Source organism: Nitrincola sp. A-D6 (genome assembly GCF_000764495.1).
In the GTDB taxonomy this organism is placed as follows: Bacteria; Pseudomonadota; Gammaproteobacteria; order Pseudomonadales; family Balneatricaceae; genus Nitrincola.
This window is the reverse complement of sequence record NZ_JRLB01000054.1, coordinates 58,813-71,223: the sequence shown is the minus strand read 5'-3', so window position 1 is coordinate 71,223 and position 12,411 is coordinate 58,813. Positions and strand designations below refer to the sequence as shown.

General features: G+C 47.4%; 13 protein-coding genes, 1 tRNA gene and 1 pseudogene. 14 read left to right on the top strand and 1 reads right to left on the bottom strand.

Annotated features, from left to right (window positions below; genetic code table 11):
* Nucleotides 1-24: 24 nt before the first annotated feature.
* A complete protein-coding gene (plsY, locus tag LH51_RS09970; protein WP_036522035.1) occupies nt 25-612 on the top strand; it encodes a glycerol-3-phosphate 1-O-acyltransferase PlsY in 588 nt (195 codons plus the stop codon).
* On the opposite strand, the gene tsaD is transcribed toward plsY, so the two are convergent.
* On the bottom strand, nt 609-1,646 hold the full coding sequence (tsaD, locus tag LH51_RS09965) for a tRNA (adenosine(37)-N6)-threonylcarbamoyltransferase complex transferase subunit TsaD (protein ID WP_036521985.1): 1,038 nt from the start codon (nt 1,644-1,646) through the stop codon (nt 609-611). The genes plsY and tsaD overlap by 4 nt on opposite strands.
* 240 nt (nt 1,647-1,886) lie before the next feature.
* Between tsaD and rpsU the strand changes: the two genes are divergently transcribed.
* The 13 genes and pseudogenes from rpsU to LH51_RS09910 all read left to right on the top strand — a co-directional run bounded on the left by rpsU (nt 1,887) and on the right by LH51_RS09910 (nt 12,370).
* Nucleotides 1,887-2,102, top strand: coding sequence for a 30S ribosomal protein S21 (gene rpsU, locus LH51_RS09960; protein WP_036521983.1), 216 nt, complete (start codon nt 1,887-1,889; stop codon nt 2,100-2,102).
* Between the two features lie 93 nt (nt 2,103-2,195).
* Nucleotides 2,196-2,639: a GatB/YqeY domain-containing protein gene (locus tag LH51_RS09955; RefSeq protein ID WP_036521982.1), complete on the top strand. Its 444-nt coding sequence runs from the start codon at nt 2,196-2,198 to the stop codon at nt 2,637-2,639.
* Nucleotides 2,640-2,676: 37 nt separating this feature from the next.
* Nucleotides 2,677-3,570, top strand: coding sequence for a DNA primase (gene dnaG / locus LH51_RS22575; protein WP_235263649.1), 894 nt, complete (start codon nt 2,677-2,679; stop codon nt 3,568-3,570).
* Nucleotides 3,525-3,674, top strand: a pseudogene (locus tag LH51_RS22570) (toprim domain-containing protein); the annotation flags it as partial. The gene dnaG and the pseudogene LH51_RS22570, both read left to right, overlap by 46 nt.
* A gap of 15 nt (nt 3,675-3,689) precedes the next feature.
* Nucleotides 3,690-4,085, top strand: coding sequence for a hypothetical protein (locus LH51_RS22565; RefSeq protein ID WP_235263648.1), 396 nt, complete (start codon nt 3,690-3,692; stop codon nt 4,083-4,085).
* Nucleotides 4,086-4,101: 16 nt separating this feature from the next.
* The gene (locus LH51_RS20030) at nt 4,102-4,542 is read left to right on the top strand and encodes a hypothetical protein (RefSeq protein ID WP_036521980.1); all 441 of its coding nucleotides are present in this window, start codon (nt 4,102-4,104) and stop codon (nt 4,540-4,542) included.
* 160 nt (nt 4,543-4,702) lie between these two features.
* Nucleotides 4,703-6,541 (top strand): RNA polymerase sigma factor RpoD, encoded by a 1,839-nt coding sequence (rpoD, locus tag LH51_RS09940; protein WP_036521978.1) that lies wholly within the window; start codon nt 4,703-4,705, stop codon nt 6,539-6,541.
* 64 nt (nt 6,542-6,605) lie between these two features.
* A tRNA-Ile gene (locus tag LH51_RS09935) sits at nt 6,606-6,682 on the top strand.
* A gap of 339 nt (nt 6,683-7,021) precedes the next feature.
* Nucleotides 7,022-8,074, top strand: a complete 1,053-nt coding sequence (locus LH51_RS09930; protein ID WP_036521976.1) for a helix-turn-helix domain-containing protein — start codon at nt 7,022-7,024, stop codon at nt 8,072-8,074.
* Nucleotides 8,075-8,554 carry a PIN domain-containing protein gene (locus LH51_RS09925; protein WP_036521974.1) on the top strand — a complete coding sequence of 160 codons (480 nt, stop codon included), beginning with the start codon at nt 8,075-8,077 and terminating at the stop codon, nt 8,552-8,554.
* A gap of 144 nt (nt 8,555-8,698) precedes the next feature.
* Nucleotides 8,699-9,028 (top strand): GapS6a family protein, encoded by a 330-nt coding sequence (gene gapS6a, locus LH51_RS09920; RefSeq protein WP_036521973.1) that lies wholly within the window; start codon nt 8,699-8,701, stop codon nt 9,026-9,028.
* A complete protein-coding gene (locus LH51_RS09915) occupies nt 9,028-10,680 on the top strand; it encodes a hypothetical protein (protein ID WP_036521972.1) in 1,653 nt (550 codons plus the stop codon). The genes gapS6a and LH51_RS09915 overlap by 1 nt, the downstream gene beginning before the upstream one ends.
* Nucleotides 10,681-11,113: 433 nt before the next feature.
* Nucleotides 11,114-12,370: a PIN domain-containing protein gene (locus tag LH51_RS09910; RefSeq protein ID WP_144244238.1), complete on the top strand. Its 1,257-nt coding sequence runs from the start codon at nt 11,114-11,116 to the stop codon at nt 12,368-12,370.
* Nucleotides 12,371-12,411: the final 41 nt, after the last annotated feature.

Genomic DNA, 12,411 nt, shown 5'->3' with positions numbered 1-12,411 from the left:
ACCTCTGAAAACTGTGAGCCAGCTATGCTAACCGACAGTTTATTGGAACCTGTCCTGATCAGCTTCGCCTATCTACTGGGTTCTGTGCCGACGGCATTACTGGTGTGCAACTTTATGGGGATCGCCGACCCCCGTCAACAAGGTTCCGGTAACCCTGGCGCCACCAACGTACTCAGAATCGGCAACCGAGTCGCTGCGACCCTAACGCTCCTGGGTGACTCAAGCAAAGGCGCTCTGGCAGTCTACCTTTCTATCGCCACCAATCAGCCCTCGGGCATTACCGGACTTTGCGCCCTTGCGGCCGTGCTGGGTCATCTTTTCCCCTTACTGGGGGCATACAGGGGCGGCAAGGGTATTGCCACTTTTCTCGGCTGTAGCCTGGTCCTCAGCTGGCCACTCATGCTGGCTCAACTGTTTAGCTGGCTACTGATCGCCGGGGTCACACGTATCGCATCACTGGCTTCAATAATGATGGCACTGATAACCCCATTATTGACCTGGTTATTAGCACCTGAATTAATCAGCCCCATGGCACTGATTTCACTAATACTGATTGCCCGCCACCGCTTGAATCTGGTACGGCTTTTTAAAGGTCAGGAAGATCGCTTCTAGTTAACCTCTAAAGCAGGCAAGCTATCCATTGGCCAGCGCGGTTTGGCTAATATTGTCAGATCACTCTGCTGCCCCGCCAACAACCGCTGACAACCTGCATAAGCAATCATGGCACCATTATCGGTACAAAACCTTGGGCGTGCATAATAAAGACTGGCTTTTTCCACAGCGACTGTTTCGGCCAATTTCTCACGTAAACGCCGATTAGCGCTCACTCCACCCGCAATAATTAATTGTTTCAGCCCGGTATCACGCAACGCCCGGCGACACTTGATCGACAAGGTATCGACTACAGCTTCCTCAAAAGCCGCCGCAATATCTGCCAGGGTTTGCGCATCAATCACGCCCTCGGCATCACGACAGGCGTGGGCGGTATTCAGGGTAAAGGTCTTCAAGCCCGAAAAACTAAAGTCCAGCCCGGGACGATCCGTCATCGGCCGTGGAAACCGGAAACGCGTCCGATCACCCTGCTCAGCCAGTTTGGCAATCAATGGGCCACCCGGATATTCGAGACCGAGCATTTTCGCGGCTTTATCAAAGGCTTCACCAGCCGCATCATCAAGCGACTCACCCAGCAATTGATATTCACCGATGCCATCCACACGAACCAGCTGTGTATGTCCGCCCGAAACCAGCAGCGCGACAAACGGGAAAGTGGGTGGCGATTCCTCCAGCATGGGTGCCAGCAAATGCCCTTCCATGTGATGTACGCCGATGGCCGGAACACCCAAGCCTAGTGCCAGAGCACGTCCCGTCGAGGCACCGACCATTAAGGCACCAATCAAACCGGGACCCGCGGTATAGGCAACAGCATCCAGGTCCGTCAGCGCCAGCCCGGATTCGGCTATCACTTCACGAATCAGGGGTATGAGTTTGCGAACATGATCACGTGATGCTAGTTCAGGTACCACCCCCCCATATTCAGTGTGCATTTCCACCTGACTGTAAAGGGCATCACCCAGCAAACCCTGCTCACTGTCATAGACCGCCACACCGGTTTCATCACAGGATGTTTCAATACCCAGTACACGCATTTCTGTAGCTCACTCACAGTCAAAACAGGCACTCGCAGCCTGCAGGAAGAAGAAAGACTGCATTATCACCAAAACTCAACAGAATTTCATCTCTATGTCGCTTTACTTCGCCTCTCGCTACCAGTAAAATTTTGCACCTTGATCACAAACTCGCCCAAATTCCGTTTGTTTAGCACAAACACCCTGGATGAATTGACTGATCAAGAATTAACCTAACCCCAATCTACTGAAGGAGCATTCATGCCAGCAGTAAAAGTTAAAGATAACGAGCCGTTTGACGTTGCTCTGCGTCGCTTCAAGCGTTCTTGTGAAAAAGCCGGTGTTTTGGCTGAAGTTCGTCGTCGTGAACACTACGAAAAACCAACTACAGTGCGCAAACGTAAAGCCGCTGCAGCTGTTAAGCGTCACGCTAAAAAAGTATCACGTGAAACTGCACGTCGCGTTCGCCTGTACTAATTAAGCGCTACACATTTTTTTAACTGTAATAACCGACTTGTAATCGAACCCATCAAGTGTTCATAACAGGTGTTCACAACAACAGGAATCAAGATGTCTGATCTGAAGAAACACATAACAGAACAGATGAAGGACGCCATGCGCGCCAGGGATAAAGTGCGACTCGGCACTATCCGTCTGATCCTGTCTGATCTCAATCGCATTGAGGTAGATGAACGCATTGAACTGGATGATGCACGCGTACTGGCCTCATTAGACAAAATGGCCAAACAGCGTCGCGATTCGATTGCCCAGTATCTAGCGGCTGAGCGTCCGGAACTGGCAGACAAGGAGCAGCAAGAGTTGGAGGTGATTAAAACTTTCTTGCCGCAACCTCTCAGTGATAGTGAAATAGAACAGATTATTGATGATGCCATCAACGCCACAGGCGCATCCAGCATGCAGCAGATGGGACAGGTTATGGCACTAGTCAAGCCCAGGGTACAAGGGCGTGCCGATATGGGTCAGGTTTCTACCCGAGTGAAAGCCCGGTTCTGACGCCAGCAATTTCGCTGGACATGACAGCGGAGTAATTATGGCAGGGCGAATACCGCAATATTTTATTGATGACTTACTAGCCCGCATCAACATCACCGACGTGGTCGAAAGCCGCGTAAAACTGCGCCGCAGTGGTAAAAACTACTCAGGGCTGTGCCCTTTTCATAAAGAAAACTCTCCCTCCTTTACAGTAAGCCCGGATAAGCAATTCTATTATTGCTTTGGTTGCGGTGCTGGCGGCAACGCTATAGGCTTTCTAATGGAATACGAGCGCCTGGCTTTCCCTGAAGCGGTTGAAGAGCTCGCCCGTCTCGCCGGTGTCGATATCCCGCGCGAAGAGCAAAGCCCACAACAAGCGGAACGTGATCACCAGGTCAAACAGCAGATCTCACTGCTAGACCAGGCCAGCCAGTTTTATCGCCAGCAACTCCGTAACGCCAACACCAACACCAAAGACAAAGCGGTTCAGTACCTGCAACAGCGCGGCCTGTCAGGACAGATCGCCTCAGAATTCCAAATCGGCTACGCACCACCCGGATGGGACAACCTTCTGCAACATTTTAGCAGCCAGAAGGACGTTGCCAACCTGCTGGAAAAAGCCGGCATGGTGATTCACAACGAAGAAAAAAACCGCCACTATGACCGCTTTCGCGATCGCATCATGTTTCCTATCCGTGACATGCGCGGACGTGTAATTGCCTTTGGCGGACGCGTACTGGGCGACGACAAACCCAAATACCTGAACTCCCCAGAAACCGACACCTTCCATAAAAGCCGTGAGCTGTACGGTCTTTACGAAGCCCGACAGAGCAACCGCGAGCTGAACAGACTGCTGATTGTTGAAGGCTATATGGATGTCGTCGGCCTGGCACAAAATGGCATCACCTGGCTGTCGCTACGCTCGGCACAGCCACCACCGAGCAACACCTGACACGCCTGTTCAAACTGGTACCCGAACTGATCTTCTGCTTTGACGGAGACCAGGCTGGCCGTAAAGCTGCTCTGCGCGCACTGGATATAGCCCTCCCGGTACTTCAGGATGGCAAATCAGTGCGCTTTCTGTTTTTACCCGAGGGAGAAGACCCCGACAGCCTGATTCGCCAGGAAGGCCAAAGCGCCTTCGAGCAACGCATCCTCAACGCCACCCCCTTGAGCACATTCTTTTTCAACAATCTGTCTGAGGGAATCAACCTGGACAGCATGGATGACCGCGCCCGGCTTGCCGCTGCGGCACTCCCTCCAATTCGCAGCATGCAACCCGGGCTACTGCAACAGATGATGCAGGAACGAGTCAGCGAAATCACCGGCCTAAGTGCTGACCAACTAGCCAGCCTGGTTAACCTTCACAAGGTCAGCCACCCCATCACACACACACCACAGGAACACAACGACTTCTCGGACCAGGAATATGGCGACTACCCTGAACTGAGACCTGCCAGACGATGAACGCACTGCCGCACCAGTGCAGCGCCAAGCGCCTCGTAGCCGAACAGTCAGCCTGGTCAATCGGATTATTTCCATCCTATTACACCGCCCTGCCCTGGCTCGCGAGCTAAAAGATCCAGAAGCGCTGGGTAATCTGCAGGAATCCAACATTGATCTACTCATCGAACTCCTGACTTATCTGCGCCAACACCCGGACAACTCCCTCGGCACACTGCTTGTTGACTGGCAACACGACAGCCAAAGAGCAGCCTACCTGATGATATTGAATGAAATATCCCATCTGGAGCCCGTACCTGTGAGCGCCGACTCACTCACTGAGCTAAGAGATGCACTGAGTCGTTTATTAAGCCGTCACACAGAAAATCAACTTGACCGGCTCTTGAAAAAACAACGACAGACCCCATTAACTCAAGATGAAAAAAATTTATTGCAGCAACTTCTCCTGTCCGGACGTTAAAAATACGGCAGCAAGTTTGGCAAATACCCGTTAATGCTCTACTTTTATACAGTAGATAACGAATTAAGGTGCTAAATCTGTTCAGCCGGGTCTGAAACAGCTATAATATTGCGCTTCATTTCCATCCATCATTCACATCAGTATTCATTGCAGGGGCTCTATGTCAGATACATCCCAACAGCAGTCTCGTCTGAAAGAACTCATCGCACGAGGCAAGGAACAGGGTTATCTCACCTACGCAGAGGTAAACGACCACCTGCCTGAAGACATTGCCGACCCGGACCAGGTCGAAGATATCATTCGCATGATTAACGACATGGGCATCAGCGTCTCAGAAGAGGCACCCGATGCTGAAACGCTTCTGATGACCGAAGGTGACTCCGCCGAAGAAGCAGACGAGGAGGCCGTTGCGGCTCTGGCCGCGGTTGAATCTGATGCTGGCCGTACCACCGACCCGGTACGCATGTACATGCGCGAAATGGGAACGGTCGAGTTGCTGACTCGTGAAGGCGAAATCGAAATAGCCAAACGCATCGAAGAAGGTATTCGCGAAGTCATGATGGCGCTGGCACATTTTCCAGGCAGTGTCGAGGCCATTCTGGCCGCCTACGATGCCACCCTACAGGAAGAAGGCCGTCTCAGCGATATTTTCAGTGGTTACATTGATCCGGACGCACCCATTCCTGAAGAGGAAGTCGATGTCGATGAAATCGATGAAGAAGATGATGACACGGATGACGATGACGACGATGACAGCACCGATGATGCCGATGAAGAAAAGGAACGCGGTCCAGATCCGGAAGAAGCTCGTCAACGCTTTGGTCTTATCCGCGAAAAGCTGGATGCCTACCTACTGAGCCTGAATGAGAAAGGTAAAGATAGCCCCGAAGCCAAACTGGCTCTGGAAGAACTCAGCATCGCCTTTTCACCGATCAAACTGTCACCGCGTTTTTACGAAATGCTGGTCAGCCGTATTCGCCAGTTCATCGAAAAAGTACGTGCGCAGGAACGCACCATCATGCGCATCTGCACCCAGCGTGCTGGCATGTCACGCAAAGATTTCATCAGCGGCTTCCCCGGTAATGAAACTAATCCGGAGTGGTTTGATAAACTCGCCAGCGGCAAACAGAGCTGGGCGAGTAAAATCGAGCTAAGCCTGGACGACCTGAAACGCGCCCAACGCCGCCTGATCAACATTGAAAATGATGTCGGCATCAGCCTTTCAGAAATCAAAGATGTAAACCGTCGTCTGTCTATTGGCGAAGCCCGTGCCCGCCGCGCCAAGAAAGAGATGGTCGAGGCCAACTTACGCCTGGTTATCTCTATCGCCAAGAAATACACCAACCGCGGCCTGCAGTTCCTTGACTTGATCCAGGAAGGCAACATCGGCTTGATGAAAGCCGTAGACAAATTTGAATACCGTCGTGGCTACAAGTTTTCCACTTACGCCACCTGGTGGATACGTCAGGCAATCACGCGCTCGATTGCCGATCAGGCTCGTACCATTCGTATCCCGGTACACATGATCGAAACGATCAACAAGCTCAACCGCATCTCCCGTCAGATGCTACAGGAAATGGGTCGTGAACCCACCCCTGAAGAACTGGCAGAAAAAATGGAAATGCCGGAAGATAAAATTCGTAAAGTGCTCAAAATTGCGAAAGAGCCTATCTCCATGGAAACTCCCATCGGTGATGATGAAGACTCAAGCCTGGGCGACTTTATTGAAGATGTCATTATGGCCTCACCGGTTGACACCGCCACAGGAGAAGGCCTGCGTGAAGCCACACGCAGCGTGTTATCCGGACTGACAGCTCGTGAAGCCAAGGTTCTCAGAATGCGCTTTGGTATTGATATGAATACCGACCACACGCTGGAAGAGGTTGGCAAACAGTTTGATGTCACTCGCGAACGTATCCGCCAGATTGAAGCCAAGGCACTGCGCAAACTGCGCCACCCCAGCCGCTCCGATCACCTGCGTGGCTTCCTCGACGAATAACTCAACGCGTTCAACATATTGCGCCAATGCATACTTCTCTGTATCATTGGCGCTCGCTTTTCAAGGGCCTATAGCTCAGTTGGTTAGAGCAACGGACTCATAATCCGTTGGTCGCTGGTTCGAGTCCAGCTGGGCCCACCATTTCAAGCTTAAAAAATACTTAAAAATCAGCAGATTAAAGATTGATAAGTATTTACCGCTGCACCAGATGACCTCACGGATTTCCAAACGGTACAATTTCGGTACACTGACAGTCCCTTTTTAGCCTTATTTTTATGGCTTCGAACTAGTCAACTTACTCAAAACTCGCCCATTTTGTCAGCGTTTCGTCAATTGGAACGCACTGAGTTCCGAATTACACCTAAAAAATGATTCTGAGCCTGAAGGACAGTTGCCATACTGACTTTAGCAGCTAGCGAAAATTGCCTCCCTGGTTTACAATTATGAGTAATTTTTAATTTTCATAAACCGGAGGTCGATATGATAGGTGAACGTCTCAAGCGAGCACGCAGTGCGGCTGGCCTATCCATGGCCAAGCTAGGACAAACTGCCGGTGTCAGCGCCAACATGATCAAGAAGTACGAGCATAATGACAGCATGCCCTCTTCCTCTGTTCTGATAAAAATGGCTGAAGCTTTGGGAGTTCGTACCGAATTTTTCTTTCGCCCTAATAGCTTTAAGCTCTCAGGTATTGAATACCGCAAAAAAGCTAACACCCCTAAAAAGATTTTAGACAGAATTTCGGCGGATGTATTAGATCAGGCAGAACGATGGTTTGAATTAAAGAATCTTTGGCCAGACTTCCCTATTCCGAGCTTTACACCGCCTTCTAATCTGCCAAGTGTATCAACTCTGGATGACATAGAGGCATTTAGTGTCGCCGTTCGCAAAGTTTGGCAGCTGGGTTTAAACCCCTTGCCAGAAATGATCGATATGCTTGAATCAAAAGGTATTCTGGTTATCGTGACTGAGTCAGATCATGCTGATAAGGTTGATGGTATGCAGGCGAGCGTTGAAAGTCAGCCAGTTATTGTCATATCGAACCAGTGGCCCGGTTGTAGGCAACGTTTCACTCTGGCACATGAACTGGGGCACCTACTACTCCATGACAAACTACCAGCAAATATAGATGAGGAGCAGGCCTGTAACCGCTTTGCATCTTCGTTCCTGTTACCCCGCGAAGGAGCTATTGAACACATTGGTGCTGTACGCCAGAGCATCGACTGGAAAGAGCTTTACCTTCTGAAGCATGAATATGGCTTGAGCATGGCGAGCATTCTTTACCGTTGCCAAGATTTAGGCATCCTTAACAAACAGAAGTATCAGTCTCTTTTCATTCAGTTTTCATCTAACGGCTGGCGTAAAGAAGAGCCTGGACAAGCGTACCCGAAAGAACAAACCTTGCTTTTCGAACAACTGGTCTATCGTGGTGCTGGTGAAGGCCTGATTTCCGATTCCAAAGCAGCAGAACTACTGAAGATGCCCGTTGCTCAGTTCCGAAAGGATAAAATGATGGAAGGAGCAGCTGCCTAAATGCAAGTACTCATCAGTGATGCTAATGTACTGATTGATATGGAAGCAGGTGGGCTTTTGGAGTTGATGTTTAAGCTACCCTTTGAATTCAAGGTATCCGATATGCTTTTCGCCGATGAGCTTTCACATCGGCATTCTCACTTACTGAATATGGGTCTTATTCAAGCAGAGCTAACCCCAGAAAGCATGATTGAAGCAATGCGGATGACATATACTTATTCTGGGCCTAGCCGTTACGACTGCTTCTCCCTTGCTTTAGCCAAGCAAGAAAAATGTTCATTGCTCACGGGAGATGAGGTTCTTCGCAAGGCAGCCAGAAAAGAGGCAGTTATTGTTAAAGGCACAATATGGCTGGTAGAACAGATAATTGAACAAGACCTAATCGGCAAGGACATTGCCAAAGCAGCTTATCAATCCATGCAAGATTCCGGAAGCCGCCTGCCTTGGGAAGAAGCACTTCAACGTCTGGAGAATCTATGACAAATGCACTAAATCCCAAGCAGCTGAAAACACCTAATCACACTTGAAAATATCAAAAGTTAAGCAAACAAGAGTAAAATTTGACGACAAAAACTAATATATGCAGAAATGGATAAGCAGCTAAATTAACATCTGGAGAACATCATGATTTCAGAGACTATCACCACATCAATATTGGCAAGCACCATCTACGATATATTGAAACACTCATTGGCCTTATCAGGAACAAACCTGAAAAACCGCCTGAAAGACTGGCTGGTCGATGACTCAACACTAACGGCCTTAGAAAATCAGATTTCATCCCTAGATCTCAACAGCGATATGAGCGAATTGGCGATTGAAAAGAGGCTACTTGTCTCAGGTGAATTATTGGAAATCATTGAAACAATTAAACATTACAACGCAACAACCATAGTACAAACGCACTCCGGCTCAGGCGACAATGTCGCTGGTAACAAGGTCATTAACCACTAATGGCGAATGAGAATACAACACCCACCGCCCGGGCTATGCAAGTCCACCATAGCACTGGAGATAACATCGGAGGTGATAAACACGTTCACCAGTCAATAGCGCCATCAGCGATTCAAAGACCGGTTGAAGATATTCTTACCAATCTTCGGCATCGTACTGTCGACACTGCCAAAGAAAAACTCTCATCACTTCAGGCAACATCTCAACTCGATACAGCGACTATAACAATATTATCAACCGTATCTGTTTTAATAGATCTCGCTTATGGTACGCCGCCAGAAGACAGCTACTCTATTGTAGAAAGCTGCCTCAGAAGCTCTCCTGATAGCTTCTTCAATGACATTGCCCTCTCCTCATTAATGCGACTGGATATCCATAATAAAAAGCTAGAAGATGCTACTCGCAGATATACAGCCATCAAATCTCCTGGAGACTACTGCCAAGAGGTATTCTTTGAATTTATAGCTTCGAATGTTTTTCTTGAGGATTATTTTTCCAGTAGTGCATTAATTTTCTCCGAAATAACACTATGCGGAATAACTAGGGGGCTACTGCGATGTGGAAGCTTTGAGCAGTCTGTCGCAGCAGCTAATCGTCTAAAATCCACCTACCCAACATTCAATAGCAAAGTTGTGAGTCTCATTACCCGCCACCACTATTTCAACAGTCAAATTTTTCAAGCACATTATTGGCTTATTACCCGATCAGACCAAAAGCAGCTTATAGCATTGATGGACGAAACCATAACAATGCTGGAGGAATCCCAGGGAGATAATAAAAGACTGATCATTCTATTAATTAGCTTTCTTAACTATTTAAATGAAAGTCACCCCCGATTGATTGACGCCTGCTGGAAATACATAAATACCATTGAACAATTGGATTCGAGTGCAGCCGCCTTTTTGCGGAGCCTAAAGGAACGCAACTCAAACTATCCTTCAGGCCCTTTTTCAGAAATAGACAAAGCTCAGCGGGACTTTTCCTATAGGAACTCGTTGATTAAACATTTAACCGAGAGCTCCGAAATCTCACAAGAGCAACTTTTCATCCTCAGTCATATCGCCAAGCCAGATGATATTACTCAGTGGCTTAGGCAGGGTGGCAAAGTAAACACAGCTAGCGACCTTGAGCAGCAATTTGTCGCCATAGAGTTACTTTGCCATAAATACGATGGAAACCTAAAATCCAGAGCTGAAATAAAAAGTGCAGTTGCTAATTTTATATCTGTTCACCAAGGTGAGCTATCTCAATTAAACCCACCCCGACTTCTTGAGCTAACCACCAAACTATCTGACGCAGATCTTGACTCTCAAGTATGCTCGCTATTGAAACCGATACTGCCAGCAGGGGATCTTTGGCTATCACCACTTGTGAGAAGCTACATCATTGCTTTGGTAAACAGCCACCAACTCACTACTCTCGAAACTGTATTAGCTGAAATTCCAAAGGGAGACTGGTGCGAGTTTTTGTGGGAAGTCAAAGCCAGACAGTTAGATCGTATCAACGAAACATCCGGTGCCATTGAGGCTATGGAGTCAGCTCTAGACTTGGCGCCAGCCTCACTCTCTCTATGGCATTATTGTATTTATCTACACAAGAAAAACAAAACACCACAAGAACAGTACGTCGATCTACTAAAAAAAAATTCCTGACGAGATATTTGAACATCCATCTAGTAAGGCATGGCTATTACTTTCTGAAATATCCTGTAACAATGGTTTTTATCGAGCTGAAAATATTCTTATCAACTGGTTTGTAGCCAATCCAAACGGCTGCGCTAAAGAAATTACCAACTTCCAACTATCCAATGCTGTACTTATACGAGAGAACATATTTTTAGAACCCTCAAAAACAACGGAAACATGCTTAGGTGGTTTTAATTATCTTGTTGATGGAATGCTGGTCTCCAAGCTGGTAGTGCAGAATATTGAATCGAATCAGCCTATATTGCTGAAAAGCGACTCCCCATTAGGTGAACTTTTGCTAAACATGCAGGTGGAGGAAACGGTACACCACGCATGCAAGAAATAAAACTCATCGAGGTCTTGCCGCCTTATGTTGCCATACTGAGACTAGCCGGCGGTTTTGAGACAAACCAATAATGATGGCAGTGATTGTTTCTATAAGTTTTCGCTACCTGAAGACCCAAATGAAATGATCAGTAGTATAGAAAAAAAACTACTGAAAAATACAGTCTATAACGAAGAAGCTATATGCTCTGACCCGAAAATACCACTTTTTCTAAAAGGACGCCGATTTGAATCGGGGTGCCCGGTTCATGCAGCACTCAGACAGTATTGCTCAAGCTTTTCCATCAAACATCCGTTGCCAAGTTTTGGGGAGAGTCAACCCAGACAAATAATCTTAGACGTTTATGCCATTGTATACAGCGGATTAACTGGACTAGTGCATGGCCTGACTAAGTGTAATACTGGTTTAGCGATCACTATGGAGACAAAAGCCATCCTTGAGGCATTCATTGAAAACATCAACAGGGATGACTACATTAGGATGGGCATTGACAAAGACACTGGTAAAATACAAATAACAACATCTGAACATGTACAAGCTGCAACCGCTGATGTTCAAATAGCTATAAAGCACACACTTGAAACTGCAGAAGTAATTACCCCTCGTTTGATTGATATGCCGCCAACTATTGTCCACCTGAGAAACTCTGTTGACGCATCGGTATATTCTAGCCTCGCTCTTTCCATTTCGAACGATATACCATGGCTCTGTGTTGACACAACTTTTGCACAGCTATCACATCATGCAAAATACCCAATTGCAAACGCCTTGCAATTTTATATGTCCTTAGGGGTTGGATTGGATATCATGCAAAAACATGTTGGTATTTATCGCCATGTCACTTGTGGACTACCATATCCACTTACCTATGAAGAGCTACTTCAACTTAGTAGATCAAAAGATCAATATGCGCACTATTTTTTGGCGAAGCTACTAAAAATGTATCCTGATGCCTATCCAGATACGGAAACGGCCATCCGACACCTTCATAAAATCCTTGTAATCGTTCTCGCCCAAGCCTTTGTTGATGGAGAAATTTTTCGGGGACTGAAGGTAACAAATCCCAGCAATTTTGGATACACAGAGCATGTTTTCCATATCTGCTGCGAGCTTGCGATCCATCACTCTGATGGTAAAGAAGCTGAACAAAAGCTTGCAATGTTATTATGTGCCGTTATGGAGAACGTAAAGGACATACCAACAATAAGAAACCTAACCAGAAAACTGGCTTCTGTATTTATCGCTGGGCACTTTATGAGTATTAACGCAGTTAATGCTCATATTTGCGAAATCACGTCTACGTGGCAATAATATTCATCCTACACAAATGTGAAAGCAAACTTACAGGCTAG

Excerpts from the sequence above, each read along its gene's own strand:
- plsY (WP_036522035.1), top strand. The coding sequence starts at position 25 with ATGCTAACCGACAGTTTATTGGAACCTGTCCTGATCAGCTTCGCCTAT.
- tsaD (WP_036521985.1), bottom strand. The coding sequence starts at position 1,646 with ATGCGTGTACTGGGTATTGAAACATCCTGTGATGAAACCGGTGTGGCG.
- rpsU (WP_036521983.1), top strand. The coding sequence starts at position 1,887 with ATGCCAGCAGTAAAAGTTAAAGATAACGAGCCGTTTGACGTTGCTCTG.
- LH51_RS09955 (WP_036521982.1), top strand. The coding sequence starts at position 2,196 with ATGTCTGATCTGAAGAAACACATAACAGAACAGATGAAGGACGCCATG.
- dnaG (WP_235263649.1), top strand. The coding sequence starts at position 2,677 with ATGGCAGGGCGAATACCGCAATATTTTATTGATGACTTACTAGCCCGC.
- rpoD (WP_036521978.1), top strand. The coding sequence starts at position 4,703 with ATGTCAGATACATCCCAACAGCAGTCTCGTCTGAAAGAACTCATCGCA.
- LH51_RS09930 (WP_036521976.1), top strand. The coding sequence starts at position 7,022 with ATGATAGGTGAACGTCTCAAGCGAGCACGCAGTGCGGCTGGCCTATCC.
- LH51_RS09925 (WP_036521974.1), top strand. The coding sequence starts at position 8,075 with ATGCAAGTACTCATCAGTGATGCTAATGTACTGATTGATATGGAAGCA.
- gapS6a (WP_036521973.1), top strand. The coding sequence starts at position 8,699 with ATGATTTCAGAGACTATCACCACATCAATATTGGCAAGCACCATCTAC.
- LH51_RS09915 (WP_036521972.1), top strand. The coding sequence starts at position 9,028 with ATGGCGAATGAGAATACAACACCCACCGCCCGGGCTATGCAAGTCCAC.